Origin of the sequence: Vibrio splendidus (assembly GCF_003345295.1) — a bacterium.
GTDB lineage: Bacteria > Pseudomonadota > Gammaproteobacteria > Enterobacterales > Vibrionaceae > Vibrio > Vibrio splendidus_K.
Window position 1 is genome coordinate 2962202 of sequence record NZ_CP031055.1, and the last position, 20437, is coordinate 2982638.

At 46.3% G+C, this 20437-nt stretch carries 15 protein-coding genes; 12 read left to right on the forward strand and 3 right to left on the reverse strand.

Annotated elements, in window-relative coordinates:
- Nucleotides 1-13: 13 nt before the first annotated feature.
- From DUN60_RS13230 to DUN60_RS13260, 6 genes are all read left to right on the forward strand, one after another.
- Nucleotides 14-1024: an ornithine carbamoyltransferase gene (locus DUN60_RS13230; RefSeq protein WP_004729719.1), complete on the forward strand. Its 1011-nt coding sequence runs from the start codon at nt 14-16 to the stop codon at nt 1022-1024.
- Nucleotides 1025-1516: 492 nt separating this feature from the next.
- On the forward strand, nt 1517-2446 hold the full coding sequence (gene pyrB, locus DUN60_RS13240) for an aspartate carbamoyltransferase (protein WP_004729720.1): 930 nt from the start codon (nt 1517-1519) through the stop codon (nt 2444-2446).
- Nucleotides 2447-2461: 15 nt separating this feature from the next.
- Nucleotides 2462-2926, forward strand: a complete 465-nt coding sequence (gene pyrI, locus DUN60_RS13245; protein WP_004729721.1) for an aspartate carbamoyltransferase regulatory subunit — start codon at nt 2462-2464, stop codon at nt 2924-2926.
- Between the two features lie 326 nt (nt 2927-3252).
- The gene (locus DUN60_RS13250) at nt 3253-3741 is read left to right on the forward strand and encodes an arginine repressor (RefSeq protein ID WP_009844705.1); all 489 of its coding nucleotides are present in this window, start codon (nt 3253-3255) and stop codon (nt 3739-3741) included.
- 175 nt (nt 3742-3916) lie between these two features.
- Entirely contained in the window at nt 3917-5764 is a 1848-nt protein-coding gene (locus DUN60_RS13255; RefSeq protein WP_114634084.1) for a protein-disulfide reductase DsbD, read from the forward strand.
- 212 nt (nt 5765-5976) lie between these two features.
- Nucleotides 5977-6606: a response regulator transcription factor gene (locus tag DUN60_RS13260; RefSeq protein WP_004729724.1), complete on the forward strand. Its 630-nt coding sequence runs from the start codon at nt 5977-5979 to the stop codon at nt 6604-6606.
- Here DUN60_RS13260 and DUN60_RS13265 read toward each other — a convergent pair.
- A complete protein-coding gene (locus tag DUN60_RS13265; RefSeq protein ID WP_054548239.1) occupies nt 6603-8354 on the reverse strand; it encodes a potassium/proton antiporter in 1752 nt (583 codons plus the stop codon). The genes DUN60_RS13260 and DUN60_RS13265 overlap by 4 nt on opposite strands.
- 426 nt (nt 8355-8780) lie before the next feature.
- On the opposite strand from DUN60_RS13265, the gene DUN60_RS13270 reads away from it, so the two are divergent.
- From DUN60_RS13270 to DUN60_RS13285, 4 genes are all read left to right on the forward strand, one after another.
- Complete coding sequence (locus tag DUN60_RS13270; RefSeq protein ID WP_004729726.1) at nt 8781-9047, forward strand: DUF4212 domain-containing protein; 267 nt, start codon at nt 8781-8783, stop codon at nt 9045-9047.
- 10 nt (nt 9048-9057) lie between these two features.
- Nucleotides 9058-10761 carry a sodium:solute symporter family protein gene (locus DUN60_RS13275; protein ID WP_054548240.1) on the forward strand — a complete coding sequence of 568 codons (1704 nt, stop codon included), beginning with the start codon at nt 9058-9060 and terminating at the stop codon, nt 10759-10761.
- Nucleotides 10762-10971: 210 nt separating this feature from the next.
- Complete coding sequence (locus DUN60_RS13280) at nt 10972-11358, forward strand: hypothetical protein (protein ID WP_114634085.1); 387 nt, start codon at nt 10972-10974, stop codon at nt 11356-11358.
- Between the two features lie 12 nt (nt 11359-11370).
- On the forward strand, nt 11371-12756 hold the full coding sequence (locus DUN60_RS13285; RefSeq protein ID WP_114634086.1) for a class II fumarate hydratase: 1386 nt from the start codon (nt 11371-11373) through the stop codon (nt 12754-12756).
- A gap of 81 nt (nt 12757-12837) precedes the next feature.
- Here the strand turns inward: DUN60_RS13285 and DUN60_RS13290 are convergent, their stop codons facing one another.
- Nucleotides 12838-16269, reverse strand: coding sequence for a hybrid sensor histidine kinase/response regulator (locus DUN60_RS13290; protein WP_167409364.1), 3432 nt, complete (start codon nt 16267-16269; stop codon nt 12838-12840).
- Nucleotides 16270-16379: 110 nt separating this feature from the next.
- The gene (locus DUN60_RS13295) at nt 16380-17570 is read right to left on the reverse strand and encodes a 3-phenylpropionate MFS transporter (RefSeq protein ID WP_114634087.1); all 1191 of its coding nucleotides are present in this window, start codon (nt 17568-17570) and stop codon (nt 16380-16382) included.
- Nucleotides 17571-17802: 232 nt separating this feature from the next.
- Here DUN60_RS13295 and DUN60_RS13300 point away from each other — a divergent pair, with 232 nt between their 5' ends.
- Both DUN60_RS13300 and DUN60_RS13305 read left to right on the forward strand, forming a co-directional pair.
- Nucleotides 17803-19635: a DUF294 nucleotidyltransferase-like domain-containing protein gene (locus DUN60_RS13300; RefSeq protein WP_114634088.1), complete on the forward strand. Its 1833-nt coding sequence runs from the start codon at nt 17803-17805 to the stop codon at nt 19633-19635.
- A gap of 11 nt (nt 19636-19646) precedes the next feature.
- Nucleotides 19647-20279 carry a 3'-5' exonuclease gene (locus tag DUN60_RS13305; RefSeq protein WP_114634089.1) on the forward strand — a complete coding sequence of 211 codons (633 nt, stop codon included), beginning with the start codon at nt 19647-19649 and terminating at the stop codon, nt 20277-20279.
- The last annotated feature ends 158 nt before the right edge of the window (nt 20280-20437 follow it).

Here is a 20437-nt window from a genome sequence, read left to right on the forward strand (position 1 = left end):
GAAGGAATACATCATGGCTTTTAACCTACGCAATCGTAACTTCCTAAAACTACTAGATTTCACTCCACGCGAAATTCAACACTTGTTAGATCTTTCTATGGAGCTAAAAAAAGCGAAGTACAACGGTTACGAACAGCCAACACTGACTGGCAAAAACATTGCGCTTATCTTTGAGAAAACGTCTACTCGTACTCGTTGTGCATTTGAAGTTGCCGCGTTCGACCAAGGTGCTCGAGTGTCTTACTTAGGCCCATCTGGCTCTCAAATTGGCCACAAAGAATCAATGAAAGATACCGCTCGCGTTCTTGGCCGTATGTACGATGGCATTGAATACCGCGGCTTCGGTCAAGAAATCGTTGAAGAGCTAGGCGCTTACGCTGGTGTACCGGTATGGAATGGTCTGACTGACGAATTCCACCCAACACAGATCCTTGCTGACTTCCTAACTATGACGGAATACGGTCGTGGTAAACAACTGCATGAAATCAGCTTTGCTTACCTAGGTGATGCTCGCAACAACATGGGTAACTCTCTGATGGTTGGCGCTGCGAAAATGGGCATGGACATTCGCCTTGTTGCTCCAAAACAATTCTGGCCACAAGAAGAGCTATTGGCTCAATGTCGTGAAATCGCAGAACACACTGGCGGCAAAATTACGCTAACAGAAGATGTTCAAGAAGGCGTGCAAGGTTGTGACTTCCTATACACCGACGTTTGGGTATCCATGGGCGAAGCGAAAGAAGCATGGGCTGAGCGCATTAACCTAATGATGCCTTACCAAGTCAACATGGACATGATCAAAGCGACAGGCAACCCACATGTGAAATTCATGCACTGCCTACCGGCTTTCCACGGCGAAGATACCACAGTAGGCAAGCAGCTTGCTGCTGAATATCCGCAGCTTAAAGATGGCGTAGAAGTGACAGATGAAGTGGTCGAGTCTGAATACTCTATCGTGTTCGATGAAGCAGAAAACCGCATGCATACCATCAAAGCAGTAATGGTTGCGACATTAGGCAGCTAAGAAGTTAAGAAGTTAAGAAGTTAAGAAGTTAAGAAATTAAGCACTCACTTGTTCGCAAGACGTTAATAAGTTAGGTGTAATGACAGGGAAATGCGGGTGGCGTTCTTGGGATTTTGACCTTGGATAAAGCTCGCATTTTTTTTCATGTAGTTGAATAGATTATTACCTAAAAAAGCCTGAGATTCTCAGTTCCAACAAAGGCTTAAACGGAAGCTTAAAACGGACGTTATTTCGCATAAAAATCCATTAAATGAATACTTTACAGAAAGTATTGCATGGACTTTTTATCTGAGTATAATCCTCCGCAATTTGTCTTAAGAGAGCAAAAAATGAACCGCAATTTTGTCGCACATGATTGTCAACCAATACGCCTTAGAATGGCGTTGGTGTCATTTTTATTTTGCTCTATTGATCGTTTCGAAGCCTCCTATTTTTAGGGGGCTTTTTTTTGTCCGCAATTTGACTGTATGCATAGAAAAAGGAAGACCCGTTATGGCGCATTCGTTATTTAACAAGCACATCATCTCCATTCCAGAACTCTCTCGTGATGAACTGGAGCTTATCGTCGATACTGCCGCAAGACTCAAAGCAGAGCCAAATCCAGAGCTGCTGAAAAATAAGGTTGTCGCGAGTTGCTTCTTTGAACCTTCAACTCGAACTCGCCTTTCATTTGAAACCGCAGTTCAACGCCTTGGCGGCACCGTCATCGGCTTTGATAATGGCGGAAACACATCACTGGCTAAGAAAGGCGAAACACTTGCCGATTCGGTGCAGGTCATTTCTTCTTACGTTGATGCCTTTGTGATGCGTCACCCGCAAGAAGGCGCAGCACGTTTAGCCTCTGAATTTTCTAACGGTGTGCCAATTGTGAATGGTGGCGACGGTGCGAACCAACACCCAACGCAGACCTTGTTGGATCTGTTCTCGATTTACGAAACGCAAGGCACGCTCGATAACCTCAATGTGGCATTCGTTGGCGACCTAAAATATGGCCGTACCGTGCACTCATTGACGCAAGCATTATCAAAATTCAATAACGTGCGTTTCTTCTTTATCGCGCCAGAAGTGTTAGCGATGCCAGATTATATCTGTGAAGAATTAGAAGAGATGGGCATCCAATACAGCACCCACAGCAGCATTGAAGAAGTGGTGCCTGAACTGGATGTTCTGTACATGACTCGCGTACAGAAAGAGCGCTTTGATGCGTCAGAATACGCACACATGAAATCGGCTTACATTCTGACGGCCGATACGCTGAAAGACGCTCGCCAAAACATGAAGGTACTTCACCCACTGCCACGCGTCGACGAAATCACAACTGACGTCGATAAAACGCCACACGCTTACTACTTCGAACAAGCCGAAAACGGTGTGTATGCACGTGAAGCTTTATTAGCCCTAGTTCTAAACGACACTTTATAAGCAGGAGATACAGTCATGGTTAAACAAACTCAGCTACAAGTAGAAGCGATCCGTAACGGCAGCGTCATTGACCACATCCCTGCTCATCTTGGGATTAAAATTCTCAAACTGTTCAAGCTGCATAAAACAGAGCAACGCATCACGATGGGGTTAAACCTGCCATCATCAGCGCTCGGCAATAAAGACCTAATCAAGATTGAGAACATCTTTCTGACCAAGGAACAAGCTAACCAATTGGCTCTGTACGCTCCACAAGCGACAGTGAATCAGATTGAAGAGTACAAAGTGGTCAACAAGCTCACACTTGTGCTGCCAGAACAAATCAACAGTGTGTTCGCCTGCCCAAATAGCAACTGTATTTCACACGGTGAACCTGTCGAAAGTAGCTTTAAAGTGCAGCTAAAACACGAAAACGTACAGCTAAAATGTCACTACTGTGAAAAAGTATTCTCTCGCGAGATCATGAGTGAAATTCGCTAACCCTTAGCGCTACTACCTCCGCAACAAAAACCCTTCATAACTTATGGATATTTATTCCCAACGCGGAATAAATATCCACTTAACCAAAGAATAAAACTCCACAATAAAAGCAATTAACCAGAATTTTGTTTGGTGATCGCCTTCAAAAAGATAACTATCCTTTAGTGGTAGACTCAATGCATAGATGATCATACATCTCGCATACCCTCCCTCTTATTTCGGGGTTCATCGGTAAGCCCTAATTAACAATCGTACTCTACGGCTTTGGGAGTGCGTTCTGCGCTATGGACAAGCGATATCAACACGTTGACCTTAAGGAGTTGTTCATGAACCAAATCACTGAGCACGGTTGCTTGTATTCAGCTGAAGATAAAACACTGACTGCCGCGTGCAAACGCTTACTGCAACAGCAAAGCTTCTCGACCCAGAACCAACTGCGCGAGAAACTCGTCGATATTGGCTATACAGGTATCAGTCAATCGACCGTCTCTCGCATTTTGTCACAGCTTGGCGTTGTCAAAATTCAGAATGCCTGTGGCAAAAAGGTTTACTGCATCACGGTTGAAAGCGCGCCTGTGCGTGTCGATGCCTCAATCTCATCACAAATCGAATTAATTACTCACAACCAAGCGATGGTGATTGTAAAAACAAACCCTGGTTGCGCACAGTTGGTCGCAAGATTAGTCGATATCGACCCACATACCGAGATTATCGGTACGGTTGGCGGCAATGACACAGTGTTAATTATTCCGAAAGACACCACGAATATAGATGCTTGCGAACAAGTAGTAAGAGCACGCTTAGGAGTGGCTTAAATGTCTTATTGGCAAGGGCTGTTCACTGCAGTTGCGCAGCTAACCCTCTCTCGACTGCCTAAGAAAGTGGCTCACCCGCCCTAGCGGATATTTGCTGGTCGATGAAACTAATCACAAACTATTACGGTCTGATTGAGTTAAGATACCTTCAACTCCATTTTGATGACTAAATAGTATGCGACGACTTGCCACATTACTTTTTGTTTGTGTTTCCCTGTTCACCCAGCCTGCGTGGGCGCTTTTTGGAAACGACAACGCCGAGCCAAGCTTCGGAGGCAATAACAACGGTTTTGTCCCTGTAGACCAAGCTTTTCCTTTCAATTACTACCAGCAAGACGGCAAGGTCCTTCTCGACTGGCAAGTAAAAGAGGGCTACTACCTCTATCAACATAGCCTCTCGTTCACAGGCCAAAACCTCGCTATCGGCAACGTTGAAATGGAAGATGGCCAACCACACCAAGATGAATTCTTCGGTGAGGTAAGCATTTATACTCAGCCGTTATTCGTGCAAGTTCCTCTACAGAGTTACCAAGATGGCTCACAGCTGATCGTTAAGTATCAAGGTTGTGCCGATGCTGGTTTTTGCTACCCACCAGAAATTCGAGTAATCGACATTGAACCGTTTACAGCAACAGGTTCTCCTAATTCGCAAGGTAGTGACTCACAAGCTTCATCTTCTGCTAGCAACGAGACCGATGTTTCTACGCAACCAACGTCTCCGAAAGCAGACGTTGTAAGTAACATGACTCAACAGCCAAATGCCCCAGTTTCAAAAGAAGCAGGCTTAGCCGATAAGCTCGGTGACAGTTGGTGGACCCCTCTATTATTCTTAGCACTCGGTGTTGGTTTAGCCTTTACGCCGTGTGTACTGCCTATGTATCCGATTCTAACGGGTATCGTTTTAGGTGGCGGCAAGCTCAGCCAAGGTCGTGCGCTGATGTTGTCGTTCATCTACGTGCAAGGCATGGCGCTGACTTACACCTTATTAGGTTTAGTGGTTGCTTCAGCAGGCATGCAGTTCCAAGCTGCCATGCAACACCCTTACGTACTGATCGCACTGAGTGTTTTGTTCGTGACGTTGGCGATGTCGATGTTCGGCGTTTATAACCTACAACTACCAAGCAGTATCCAAACCTGGCTCAATAATCAAAGCAACAAACAACAAGGTGGTAATACCTTGGGCGTGTTCGCGATGGGCGCTATCTCGGGCTTGGTGTGTTCACCTTGTACCACCGCGCCACTGTCAGGTGCGCTGCTGTATGTCGCTCAAAGTGGTGACCTATTAACGGGTGCGATTGCTCTGTATGCGTTAGCGATGGGTATGGGTATCCCGCTGATCTTAGTTGCGGTATTTGGTAATAAGCTACTGCCAAAAGCAGGTAGCTGGATGGACAAGGTGAAGATCGTATTCGGCTTTATCTTGCTGGCAGCACCTATCTTCCTGCTAGAGCGAATTATTCCTGAATTGTGGGCAACGGTACTTTGGTCTGGTCTTGGGTTCATCGCCTTTGGTTGGCTTTACCACAGCAAGAATGCACTGCCATTCGGTGGTTGGAAACAGAGCGCTGTGGGTATCATCGCGATGCTTGGCCTGTTCGCATCGGCTCAACCTGCACTCAATTACTGGTTCGCAGAAAAGAGCGTTGTGGTTGAGCAACAAATCCAATTTGCACGCGTCAACACGGTTGAAGAGTTAGAAATCCAGCTCATCGAAGCCAAGAAACTCGGCAAACCAGTGATGCTCGATTTCTACGCCGATTGGTGTGTGGCATGTAAAGAGTTTGAGAAGTACACCTTCCACCAAGCTGATGTTGAGAGCAAGCTTTCTGATTTCGTCCTGCTTCAGGCTGACGTAACGAGAAACATGCCTCAAGACATTGAACTGCTTAAACAATTACAGGTGCTGGGCTTACCAACAATTGAGTTCTGGGATGGTGAGGGTAACCATGTTCCAAATGCTCGTGTAACGGGTTTTATGGCTGCCGATGTATTCTTGAAACACATGCAAGACCACCAGCTATAAGGGCAATATTCACCGGAATATCCGCCTAAACGAAAACCGCACTGCCCCTCAGTAACGAGATGGCAGTGCGGCTTTTTTGCTATTCAGAGTAACGCTTTCTTATTCCGGGGATAAAAGTCGATATGGTTCAGACTTTTAATGCATAGATATTGTCCACATACTCAATCAGGATGATAATAAATATTAACTAAATTGTTAAAAGTATGAACGTCATGGACTCGACCTATACCATAATCATTGCTGATGACCATCCTCTTTTTCGCAACGCCCTGTTTCAGTCAGTTCATATGGCGATCAGTGGTGCGAACCTGCTTGAGGCTGATTCCCTCGATGCCTTACTGACTCTGCTAAAGAAAGAAGATGAACCAGACCTGTTGCTTCTCGACCTTAAGATGCCGGGTGCTAATGGGATGTCTGGCTTAATTCAACTGCGTGCTGAATATCCAGATTTACCGATTGTAGTGATCTCTGCCAGTGAGGATGCCAGCGTCGTAACTCAAGTAAAGAGCCACGGTGCCTTTGGCTTTATTCCTAAGTCGAGTGATATGCGTGAATTGGTCAGCGCACTCAATCAAGTGCTGAATGGCGACCCGTTCTTCCCTGAAGGGCTGATCACCAACAATGCAGCCTGTAGCGACCTTGCGGAAAAGCTTTCCACATTGACGCCTCAACAATACAAGGTGTTAGGAATGCTATCGGACGGTCTGCTGAACAAGCAAATCGCGTATGAATTGAATGTTTCGGAAGCGACCATCAAGGCACATATGACAGCCATCTTCCGTAAACTGGATGTGAAAAACCGAACTCAAGCAGTTATCTTGCTACAAGAAATCCACAATTAAGCTTCGTTTACATCCTCTTCTAAAGTCGTCTTAGGCAAACATAAACCCAGCTTGACGACTTTATGATCATCTATATCTGCCACCACCCAAGTGATGTCATGCCACTCAAAGCTATCGCCTAATACCGGGTGTGCCCCAAGCTCTTGATCAACCAATTGTTTTAGCGTCATTTCTCGCTCTTCTTCCGAGCCAAGTTCAATACCATAACAATCGCTTACCGCAGCGACCGATAACCCAACATCTAAGAAGAAGTCACCAAAGAATCGAGCGGCTTCTTCTGCCAAAGGTGCCTCACTGAACAGCTCACTTAGACTATTTAGATCTTTATCTTGACCAAGTACACAGAGAATATCGTTCGCCTCTAATATGGTACTGCCCGATGGGTGAAGCAAGGCATCTTGTCGAAACAGTGCGGTGATGCGCGTCCCTTCAGGCATCGATAAACGCTTGAGCGGTTCACCGACACACCACTTTTCCTCTTTCAGCTTGTAGACAAACATCTCCCACTCACTGGTCGGGTAAATCTCAATGCCGGTACGAGAAATCGGTGTCGGCGTTGGTGGTAAGGTCACTTTAGCGAGTCTCGCGACTTTCATTAAACTGCCGCCCTGAACAATCAGCGAAACCATAACCACGAAGAAGGCGATATTGAAATACAGCTGAGCATTTGGCAGGCCAGCCATCATCGGGAAAACCGCCAAAATGATCGGAACTGCACCACGTAAACCAACCCAAGAGACAAACCAGCGCTCCTTGGTGGTAAAGCTTCTGAACGGCAGCAAACCCAACCAAACCGACACTGGACGAGCAAACAAAATCATACCGAAAGCCAGTGCTAACGCAGGAAGTGCAATGTCCATTAAGGTCGATGGCGTAACCAATAGCCCCAGCACCAAGAACATCACGATCTGGCTTAGCCACGTCATGCCATCAAGAACATTAAGAATAGAGTGTCGAGAGCGAGTTGGACGATTACCAATGAATAGACCGACTAGGTAAATCGATAAGATGCCACTACCGCCCAGCATGTTAGAGAACGCAAACAGAGCCACGCCCCCACTGAGTACCAGAATGGAATAAAGGCCATCAGCCAGCTGTACTCGATTGATTAAGCTCCATAGAACCCAGCCGCCGCCGATACCAACAAGAGTACCGATACCAAACTGCATCGCAAAACTTTGCAGTAGGAAGTTCATTCCCATCTCTGCGTCAGGGTTACCTAACAGCGCAATTAAGGTCACCGTCAGGAAGACTGCCATTGGGTCGTTAGTGCCTGATTCGATCTCTAGAGTTGAACCCACACGCTCATTGAGACTCTGCCCTTTCAGCAAAGAGAATACCGCTGCCGCATCGGTTGAACCAACAATCGCCCCGACCAAGATGCCCTGCATTAATGACAAGTCAAACAGCCAAGCCGCCATTAATCCGGTTAAGGTTGCTGTACATGCGACACCTATCGTCGCCAGCGAGAGCGAAGGCCAGAAAGCGACCTTGAAGCTCGCCACCTTGGTTCGCATACCGCCATCCAACAGAATCACAGCAAGCGCAAGGTTACTCACCAAGTAAGTCAGTGAGTAATCATCGAAATGAATATTACCGGGTCCATCTTCACCCGCTAACATACCAACGAACAAAAAGATCAAAAGAATAGGAACGCCCAATCGAGAGGACACTTGTGAGAAAAGCACGCTGATGGCGATGAGTACGGCACCAGTCAAGAATAAGTGGTTAATGGTTATTGCGTCCAATTCGTTCCCCCAAAGAATAAAATCCGAGCTTTAAGCCTGTTGATCTTCTGCCGTTTAGCAAGGCACGGTCGGTGAAAGTGCCTTAGTTACTATAACAAACTTATGTTTCGCTTCGTGTCATAAGCAGAGCTAAATACCGTTTCTCGGTCATTTAGTTGTTAAATTTTATGACTCGCAGTCTAATTCATCCCTTTTTGTTAGACCTTTGGCTAATTTAACAATACTGTAACATCACATTTTTCTATGGTTATGTCTCCTAGCTCCCATATTTCAGTACATTAGCGCTAATACCATCCCGACTAAAGTTGCACAGATCCCTTGACTTATCCTTGCTACATTCTAAATCGTAACATTACGTTAACACGCTATTTTACAAAACGGTTTCACAAAAACGGTTTCTACGAAAACGGAATAAAGGAGAAGGCAATGGCGTTCGAATCTACGGAACATGCTCAAGCCTACTGGAAGGAAAACTTGGGAATAATGGGAACACTACTCGCAATATGGTTTGTGGTGTCTTACGGCGCTGGCATCTTATTTGTGGATGTCCTCAATACCATTCAATTTGGCGGATTTAAGCTAGGTTTTTGGTTCGCTCAACAAGGTTCAATTTATACCTTCGTGGCGTTGATATTTATTTACGTTGTTCGCATGAATAAGCTGGACAAAAAATACAACGTACAGGAAGACTAGAGGCTAGAACATGGATATTCAAACTTGGACGTTTATTCTCGTCGGTATTACTTTCGCAGTATATATCGGCATCGCAATCTGGGCTCGCGCTGGAACAACGAGTGAATTCTACGTTGCTGGCGGCGGCGTACACCCAGTAGCAAACGGCATGGCAACAGCCGCTGACTGGATGTCGGCAGCATCGTTCATCTCAATGGCAGGTATCATCTCATTCGTTGGTTACGACGGTGCGGTTTACCTAATGGGTTGGACAGGTGGTTACGTACTACTTGCGCTATGTTTAGCACCTTACCTACGTAAGTTCGGTCAGTTTACGGTTCCTGATTTCATCGGTGAACGTTACTACTCGAAAACAGCACGTATGGTAGCGGTATTCTGTGCAATCTTCGTATCATTTACGTACGTTGCAGGCCAGATGCGTGGTGTTGGCGTTGTATTCTCTCGTTTCCTAGAAGTTGATATTAACCTAGGCATCATCATTGGTATGGGTATTGTGTTCTTCTACGCAGTACTGGGTGGCATGAAAGGCATCACTTATACGCAGGTAGCTCAATTCTGTGTCCTCATTTTCGCCTTTCTTGTTCCAGCAATCTTTACCTCAATCATGATGACGGGTAACCCACTTCCACAAGTTGGTATGGGTTCAACGCTATCTGGCACGGATGTTTATCTTCTTGATAAACTGGATGGCCTAACCGAAGAGCTCGGATTTACCGCCTATACCGAAGGTAACAAGAGCATGGTGGATGTATTCTTCATCTGTGCAGCTCTAATGGTCGGTACTGCGGGTCTTCCACATGTAATCATTCGTTTCTTCACAGTACCAAAAGTACGTGATGCTCGTATCTCAGCGGGTTGGGCACTACTGTTCATCTCATTACTATACACAACAGCACCCGGCGTTGCAGCGTTCGCTCGTGTAAACATGATTGAAACGATTAACGGTCCTGACATGCAAGGTGTCGCAGCAGCAGACGCACCAAGCTGGTATAAAAACTGGGAAAGCACGGGCCTAGTAGGTTGGGAAGATAAGAACGGCGATGGCAAAATGTTCTACTCGGGCGATGAACGCAACGAGATGAAGATTAACCGTGACATCATCGTACTGGCTTCTCCAGAGCTAGCAAAACTACCTAACTGGGTTGTAGCACTACTCGCAGCCGGTGGCCTAGCAGCCGCACTATCAACAGCCGCAGGTCTACTATTGGTAATCTCAACGTCGATTTCACATGACTTGTTGAAGAAAGGATTTAGACCAAACATGACCGACAAGCAGGAGCTGTTAGCCGCTCGTTTGGCAGCCATGGTCGCGATTGTCGGTGCTGGTTACTTAGGTATTAATCCACCAGGTTTCGTAGCTCAGGTAGTAGCGTTTGCCTTCGGCTTAGCCGCAGCATCCTTCTTCCCTGCCATCATCCTAGGTATCTTCTACAAGAAGATGAACAAGGAAGGCGCTATTGCAGGTATGTTGTCAGGTATTGCCTTCACAGCAAGCTACATCATCTACTTCAAGTTCATTAACCCAGCAGCAAGCACACCGGAAAATTGGTGGTTTGGTATCAGCCCAGAAGGCATCGGTACGCTAGGTATGTGTCTAAACTTTGTAGTATCAATTGCAGTGAACAAAGTGACCGCTGAAGTTCCTGAAGATGTACAAGAGATGGTTGAGTCTATCCGTTATCCTAAAGGTGCTGGTGAAGCTCACGACCACTAAGAAGCTCGTGACTTAGTGACTAGGATAAGAAGTACTTAGAAAATGAATCAGTACTTACATTGTAGGGATTAGGTACTGACTCAAGAAAGCCGATACTTTATGTATCGGCTTTTCTTTTTTCCTGCCATTTTATAAAAAGACTAAAGAAAGGGTTGTTTTTAAATTCTCATTTGATAATAATTATCATTAACATCCATTAAAGAGATGCAAATGATGATGAAAGAGCAGCAGGTTCTCTATTCGAGATTTTACAAAGCACAGGATCGCTTTACTTCATTAGAGCAAGTTCAAGGTAACGAACCGTTTGTGATTCGAGACTATATCGAATGCGCACTCACGCTTTCGGCTTACTATGAAAAGCATGCCGCTCAAGAAAATATCCTGTTGTGTGAACTGTACCTACGCCAAGTTTTCTTTCATTTAATTGAAGCGATTGAGTCTCCTGACCACAGTTTCGCCTTTCGTCATATCTGCCTAGACTCTATTCACTCTCCACTATTTTATTTAAAACGCCACTACCGCCAGCAACCGCACGGCCAAGCGCGTTTTTTGAATATCAGCCAGACACTACAACAAGTCCAAGCCCCACTTGGCTAACAAGGATAGAACATGACCCAAGAATTTCGGATTGAGAAAGACAGCATGGGCGAAGTTAAAGTTCCTGCCGATGCGCTATACCAGGCACAAACTCAACGTGCCGCGGATAACTTTGCGTTTAGTTCGCACAAGATGCCAACCAGCTTTATTCAAGCACTGGCGTTAATTAAGCAAGCCGCCGCCGATACCAACGCTCAATTAGGCTTATTAGAAGGTGATATTGCGAACGCAATTGCCGAAGCAAGCCAAGAGATCATTGAGGCTAAACACCTCGAGCAATTCCCTATTGATGTTTACCAAACGGGCTCAGGTACTAGCTCCAACATGAATGCCAACGAAGTCATTGCCACGCTCGCTTCAAGAAGCTTACAAGGCGACGTGAACCCCAATGATCACGTCAACATGGGTCAAAGCAGTAACGATGTCGTGCCAACGGCGATCCAAGTGAGCGTTGCTTTGATGACAGAAAACAAATTGTTGCCTGCATTAACTCACCTTTCTGCAGCACTTACCGTTAAACAGCAAGAGCTTGCTGAGGTAGTAAAAACAGGTCGTACTCACCTAATGGATGCGATGCCGATTACCTTTGCTCAAGAGCTTGGTGGTTGGAAGTTCCAGATTGAACACGCCAAGCAAGCCATTGAAAGCAGTTTGCCAGCAATCAAGGCGCTTGCTCAAGGTGGCACAGCGGTAGGTACGGGCATCAATGCCGACCCACGCTTTGCCGATAAGTTTGCGAGTAACCTGTCTCAATCGACAAAGATCAGTTTTACCTCGAGTGAAAACTTCTTTTTTAACCTCAGCAGTCAAGACGCAATCGTTGCGTTTTCTGGTCAGCTTAAAACTGCAGCAGTTGCGATCATGAAGATCTCAAACGATCTTCGTTGGATGAACTCCGGACCGCTGGCTGGCTTAGGGGAGATTGAGTTACAAGCACTGCAACCGGGCTCGTCTATCATGCCAGGAAAGGTCAACCCTGTGATTCCAGAGGCTGCAGCCATGGCGGCGGCGCAAGTGATTGGTAATGACACCACCATTACGATTGCTGGCCAATCGGGTAACTTCCAATTGAATGTGATGCTGCCAGTTATTGCTCATAACGTTCTAGAAAGCATAGAGTTGTTAGCCAACAGCTCAGTCGCACTGGCTGATAAAGCGATAGCTACCTTCACCGTGCGCCAAGACAATCTCGATTTAGCGCTGTCAAAGAATCCAATTCTCGTGACAGCCCTAAACCCTGTAATTGGTTACCTCAAAGCGGCGGATATTGCCAAGAAGGCCTACAAAGAAGGCTTACCGATTCTTGATGTTGCGGAAAGAGAAACCGACCTTAGCCGAGAAGAACTCAGCAAGCTTCTTGATCCAACCACACTGACGCAGGGTGGAATCGCAGGCTAGTTAGCAAGAAAATAAGAACTAACAATCCTTACTGAAACAAAAAAGGCCTCATCCGAGGCCTTTTCTACATCCGTTCATTAATTAGCTCACCCGATTTAAGACCGCTCTGAGTTTTAGCGGCTTGACGGGTTTAGCGATAAAGCTGAAGCTATTGGCTTTTATCGCTGCCAGCATGTCATCGGTTCTATCAGCACTGATGATGACCCCTTCAAAAGAATCCCCAAGACGTAAACGACACTGCTGCAGGACTTCGAGTCCAGTTCGACCATTATCCAAACGATAATCAGAGAAAATCACATCCGGCTGCCAACCATCATCTAGGCACTTCAAACTTTCAACTAGATCAACGGCTGTCTTAACCTCACAACCCCAACGACCAATCAAGTTCTCCATACCGACTAAAATCTCTCGTTCATTATCGACACACAATATTTTCAAGTGCTCGATATCACTGGTCGCCATTGGCGTCGAAGCTTGTACAACCGGAGCCACCTTTTCAGCTCTCGCTAAGGTGATGGAGAAGACACTGCCTTGACCCGGCCATGAACGCATCGATATTTGGTGACCAAGCACATGGGCAATACCTTTGGAGATGGCTAATCCTAGCCCTAACCCCTGATCAGCACGCACTTGGCTACCACGAGTAAATTCTTCGAAGATCTCTTGTTGCTTGTCTTCATCGATACCGGTTCCGTTATCCCACACATCGATTCGAACCTGGCCATTCACTCGTCTCGCACCAAGTACCACTTTTCCTTCAGGGTTATAGCGAAACGCATTAGTTAAAAAGTTCTGAATCACGCGTCTTAATAACTTAGGATCAGAATGAATGAACAATGACGACGGGATCATTTGAAACTGGATTTTTTGTTGTATCGCTAAAGCGCTAAATTCCGCATTCAAATTGGTTAGTACATCATGCACGGCAATCGCATGAATGTTGGTTTCTAACTTGCCGGATTCCAAGCGCGAGATATCCAATAAATCACCAATCAGATCTTCAGCCGCACCAAGCGCGCTTTCGATATGAGAAGAAAGCTGTTTGACCTCTTGTTCTTTGGCGACCTCAGATAGCGAAGAAGCAAACAAGCGAGCAGCATTTAATGGCTGCATCAAATCGTGACTCACAGCCGCAAGAAAACGACTCTTGGATTGTGATTCTTGATCAGAGATTTGCGTCGCCTTTACCAAGCGATGGTTAAGCTTCTCGAGTTCTTGAGTTCGTTCATGCACTCTCGATTCCAAGCTTTCGTTAGCATCTTTTAGCGCTTGCTCTGCTTGTCGGAATACCGTGATGTCGGTAAAGCTCATCACAAAGCCACCACTTGGCATCGGGTTACCTTGCACTTCAATCACTCGACCATCAGGACGAATACGAGAAGAAGTATGTCGGGTGCCTTGTTCAAGGTGATAAACACGGCGGCGAACGTGATCTTCCGGGTCGCCAGGACCACACAAACCTTGCTCAGCATTATGGCGAATCACATCTGAAATGGGTCGACCAACCTGAATCAAGCCAGCAGGGAACTCAAACAGTTCTAAGTAACGTTGATTCCACGCCACCAGCCTCATTTGTTTGTCGATTACTGCAATACCTTGGCCAATATGTTCAATCGCACCTTGCAGTAAACCACGACTGAAGTCGTACAGCTCAGAGGCTTCATCAACGATAGTCGCAACCTCTTCAAGCTGCATGTTTCTGCCTTGTAAAGCAGAAGTGAGTACTAACTTAGCAGACGAAGCACCAAACACCCCAGCAAGCACGCGCTCTGCATGTCTAATCAGGCTTGCAGGTGCTTGTTGATTAGGAAGTAACGGCTGGCCGTGTTGTTGCCAATAGCTGTGTAAGGCGCTTTTCGCTCGCTTTCGACCCACAAAACGCGATGCCAACATCTCTAATTCTGCGACTGTCACACGGTTCTGATAGAGGCTGATGTTCTCATTTTCAGGCAGTGGTGTACCAACAAATGCTGCCGATTGTAAGCGCTCACTTAGGCTTGGTCTGGTCGTCATAGAGACCACGGCATAGCACAAGGTATTGAGTAAAATACTCAGCACTATGCCCCAATTGGAGCTGCTAACATCCCAACTTCTCAGCAGTTCTGGCGGCGTGATAATCCAAAGCAGTAAGTTACTTTCGCTATCGCCCGCTAGCATGCTGGTTTGACTCATCAGGGTAATCAGCCAGATCACCGAACCGACAAGCAAACCGACATAGACACCCTTTCGGTTTCCGGGACGCCAGTACAATCCACCAATTAATGCAGGAGCGAACTGAGCAATCGCAGCAAAAGAAAGAAAGCCAATCGCCGACAATGAATGGATAGTATCGAGGGCCTGATAAAACAACCAAGCACCAAGTAACAGCAGCAAAATTAACCCGCGTCGAATCACCAGTAACAGGCCAGAAAAATGTCGATGTGTTCTTTGGGTTAGACGCATACGGCGCAGCAGCAATGGCATCACTAAATCATTTGATACCATGATCGCTAATGCGATGGTCGATACAATCACCATGCCACTCGCTGCCGAAGTACCTCCGAGGAAAGCTAACAAAGCAATGTGATTCGCACCTTCTGCCATTGGCACGCTGATAACGTAAGTATCAGCCGGCATGTCAGTGAGCAACCCTTGTCCTGCCCAAGCAATTGGCAGCACGAACAGTCCCATCAAAATCAGGTAAAGCGGAAACAGCCAGCGAGCAGTATGCAAATCTTGAGGACGTTCGTTCTCAACCACCATGGTGTGGAATTGGCGCGGCAGACAGACAATCGCCAACATGGTTAAAACGGTATGAATAATTAAGGTCGGAATATTCGGCGATTCGTAGGTGGAAGCCGCTACATCAAGCAGGTCGATTTTGTCACTGCTCACCGCCAGGTACATGATGAACAAGCCAACAATCAAAAATGCCGCGAGCTTAACGATGGATTCAAACGCTACAGCCATCATCATGCCACGGTGGTGTTCAGTGTTATCGATGTGTCGCGTGCCAAACAGCATCGTAAAAATGGCCAATGCACCGACCACAAACCAAGAGACGTGATAGTCCTGATAACCAAAATCAGTGGCTAGGTTTGGCGCAACAATATCTAAGCCCATGGTAATACCGCGCAATTGCAGGGCGATATAAGGAAGAATGCCAACCACAGCGATAATGGTCACCGCCACCGCTAAGCCTTGAGATTTTCCATAACGAGCCGCGATAAAGTCGGCAATAGAGGTGATGTGTTCACGCTTGGCGATGAGGATCAGCCGAGCTAAGATCCGCCATCCCAACGTGAAAACTAAAATAGGGGCAAGGTAGATGGGCAAGAAGGACCATGGGTTATTGCTCGCCTGCCCGACCGTTCCATAAAAGGTCCAAGAGGTACAATACACCGCAATAGAAAGGCTATAGATCCATGGACGCCAGCGTGATAGCCAACGAACTTGCCTGTCTCCATACCAAGCGATCAAAAACAACACGCCCAAATAGGCTAAAGAGACTGGAATTACTATCCATCCTTGCATTAAAAACCCTTTTTCATCCATAAAAAAACCTCTCCATAAGGGAGAGGTTTCATTTAACTAGGGAAGTGCGTTTAACTCAATCGCATCGCTTAAATTCTGTGCTTTAGGCTTTAATTCTGAGCATCAGATTGAGCTGAGGCTGTTTGATTAACCTCAACGACTGAACTTCTTTCATCAACCTTAATGAACAGTGCAAGTGCGCCCATTGCGGCCATACCCCAGAAGATATTGGCACCCCAAAGCTCATATCCCCAACCACTTAAGGTGGTCATTAGTGCGATAAATGCACCCAATGGAATCGCATTATAGAGAGCTTGTAGCGCAACCATCTTGTTCTGTTCTTCAGATTGGATGTATTGAATCGCTGCGATGTGTGCCATAGCAAACGTCACACCATGCAGCAGCTGCACCGTAACCAGTGCGAAAATCGCTGTGGTAGACGCGGTAATACCCCAACGAGCCATCACCCCAATTGCCGCTACCACGAACAGAGTACGCAGTGACCAACCAGAGAATAAGCGCTTACTTAACGCAAATACGGCCACCTCAGCGACAACACCAAGGCTCCACAAATAACCGATGATCGCTTCTGAGTGACCGGCTTCTTTCCAATAAATTGCACTAAAGCTGTAGTAAGCCGCATGGCTACCTTGCAACAGTGCCATCAAGGCTAAAAATTTCACCACTGACGACTCGCGCAGTAACTCACCTAGTTTTGGTCGCACCGCTTGTTGCTCAGATTGTGTTACTGGCATCACATTGGGATTTCTCATCGCAAGAATCAACGACAACAACACACCGGCAAGCGCTGTATACAAAATCATGTCAGTGCCGAATTCAGCCACTAGATAACCAACCACGGTTGAACCCGCGATAAAAGCAACCGAACCCCAAAGGCGAGTTCGGCCGTAGTCGAGCATCTTAAGACGACTGTAATGGTTAGCCATTGCGTCAGAAAGAGGAATGATCGGCCCACAACACAGGTTAAACAGTACCGTTGCCAGCAACATCAGTATAAAACTGCCACCCGTGAAAAAGTGGAAGCCTACAAACAACAGCGCGGCGAAACTCAAACAGCGTAAAGCTGGCATCAAGTGTTCAACTTTATGGATACGTGGCGTAATCACTAGATTGGCCACACAACGCGTCGCAAAGCCGATACCAATCAATACACCAATATCACCAGCAGACACGCCTTGGTCTTCAAACCACAACGCCCAAAATGGCAAGTACACGCCATACGCAAAAAAGAAACCAAGAAAATACTGAGAGATCCAGCCATAGGGTGAAGGGCTAAACATAAATAACCTATAAAGTGTGCGGAAAAAGGCAGCACCAATTATGCCTATCTCGCATACGATGAAAAAGGGAATTATTACTGGGATGCTATTCCTATATTCAATTTACTTGGATATCGCATTTCAACGAGATATCTCAGGCTCATCGATACCCATACTCGCATTTAGACTAAAGTCGTCTGGAGCTTCGCTGGTATTTTGTCAGACTGATTAAAGACTCCCATTTCTTCTTGTGATGCTTATGCCTGACAAATTTAATATGCAGCACCCACCCTTCGATAGCCTGTCCGACACCGAACAGTTGAAGCTGCGCTCTTCATTAGACGTGGTGTATTACCGCTCTCAAGAAGTAATACTGGAAGCCGATAGGCCGAGCCGACACCTGCACATTTTGATCAAAGGGGCTGTTGAAGAGCGCGCGAGCAGTGATGGCGAGATTTACGCACACTATGCCAATGACGATATTTTTGATGTGCGCAGCCAATTTGAACCTCACACCAAACACCAATATATCGCGCTCGAAGATACATTAAGTTATCTGCTGCCCACTGATATTTTTCTCGAGCTTTACCACGCCAATGGCCAATTCGCCGCCTACTTTGATAGTAACCTATCAACACGTAAAGCACTGATCGAAGCCGCCCAACAACAGCAGAATCTAGCCGAGTTCATATTGACCAAAGTGGATGACTCTATCTATCACCCACCACTGATACTTGAACCGAACCAGCCTATCAACCAAGTCACTCAAACCCTTAAAGAACGAGGGTTGGACTCAGCTCTGATTCATTTGGAACATGATGATCCAAAAGCTTTTGGATCATCATGTTCCTTACCGTATGGAATCGTCACTCGAACCAATTTATTGCATGCTGTGATGCTCGATAATTTCCCACTGGATGCGCCCGTCGGCAAGATCGCGACGTTTCCGGTGATGCACGTAAATCAAGGCGACTTCTTGTTTAACGCCATGATCACCATGACCAGAAATCGAGTAAAAAGGTTGATGGTTTGTGATGGTCTAAATGCGGTTGGCATGGTGGACATGACACAGATCCTCAGTGCATTCTCCACTCACTCTCACGTTCTTACTTTGCGTATTGCGCGAGCCACCAGCATTGAAGAGTTGTCAATGGCCTCTAACAAACAGCGTCAACTGGTCGAGAGCTTGCTCAGTAACGGGATTCGCACACGCTTTATCATGGAGCTGATTTCTGCTGTTAATGAACAGATCATAGAGAAGGCTTTTGAGTTGGTGATCCCACCTGCACTGCATAATCATTGCTGCCTAATCGTGTTGGGTTCCGAAGGCCGTGGAGAACAGATTCTCAAAACCGATCAAGACAACGCGCTAATAATTCAAGATGGCTTGGAGTGGCATCAATGCCAAAGTGCCATGAACGATCTCACCCACACACTGCAGCAATTGGGCTATCCACTGTGCCCGGGCAATGTGATGGTCAACAACCCGAAATGGGTACATTCAGAAAAAGAGTGGAAACAAACGCTCACCCGTTGGGTAAAAAAAGCCACGCCAGACACCGTGATGGATATTGCTATCATGGCGGATGCACACGCCGTTGCGGGTAACAGAGAGTTATTAAAACCAGTAAAACAACACCTCAGTGATTTGATGCTCGGACAGGAATTGATTCTGACTGAATTCTGCCGCCCTGCTCTGAACTTCTCGGTTCCCCTCACCCTGTTTGGTAATGTAAAAAAATCCAAATCAGGGCTCGATATCAAACAAGGCGGCATTTTCCCTATTGTGCATGGTGTGAGAGCGCTCTGTCTTGAGCATGGTGTCACGGTCAACAACACCTTCGAACGCATTGAGCAGCTGGTCAGCAAGAAGGTATTAGAGCAAAGCACCGCAGACAATCTCAGTGAAGCTCTCAAACAATTCTTTAAGTGGCGCTTAGCCCAAAGGCTTTCTCAGCAGCACAGCAGCAACAAGATCAACGTCAAACTGATGGAGCGAGCAGACAGAGATCTGCTTCGTCATAGCCTACATGTGGTGAAGAAATTCAAGCAATGGCTAGGTTACCACTATCAGATAAGAGATTAGGCGGCTGAACGATGAATAGATTGGTTCGTTATTACTGGCATCACAAGCTCAAAGGCTCTCATTATCAGCCTCTGTTTGCTACGCCTACGCATAATGAATATGTATCGCTCGATTGTGAAACCACCAGCCTCGACCCTAATCAGGCGGAATTAGTCACTATTGCCGCGACAAAGATCATCGGTAACCGAATCATTACCAGCCAACCTTTTGAAGTTCGACTCAGAGCCCCTCAGTCACTCGATTGTAATTCCATCAAAATCCACCGCATTCGCCATCAAGATCTAAAGCACGGTATAGAAGAGAAACAAGCTCTAATTGAGCTACTGAACTTCATCGGAAATCGTCCTTTAGTCGGCTATCACATCCGCTATGATAAAAAGATTCTCGACCGTGCCTGTTTAAAACAGCTGGGATTTCCACTGCCTAACCGATTAATCGAAGTGAGCCAGCTCTACCAAGACAAACTCGAAAGGCAGCTACCCAATGCCTATTTTGACCTCAGTATCGATGCCATCTGTCGTCAGCTCGATTTACCTATCCCGGTCAATAAACATGATGCATTACAAGATGCTATCTCCGCTGCGCTGATTTTTGTTCGCCTAAAGCACGGCGACTTACCGCGCTTCAACTCTTCGTATACCTAATTCAACTACTGCCTTTCCACATAGAGAGCAATCTCTCAAAAATGAACTTAACTCGCTATTTTTTAAGTGAAAAGCGGCGTCTCATCCTAAAGTCTAATTGTGGAAATCGCCGTCCTAGCCGAGAGTGATAGCACAACGACGGTTCTGTAATAGACCTA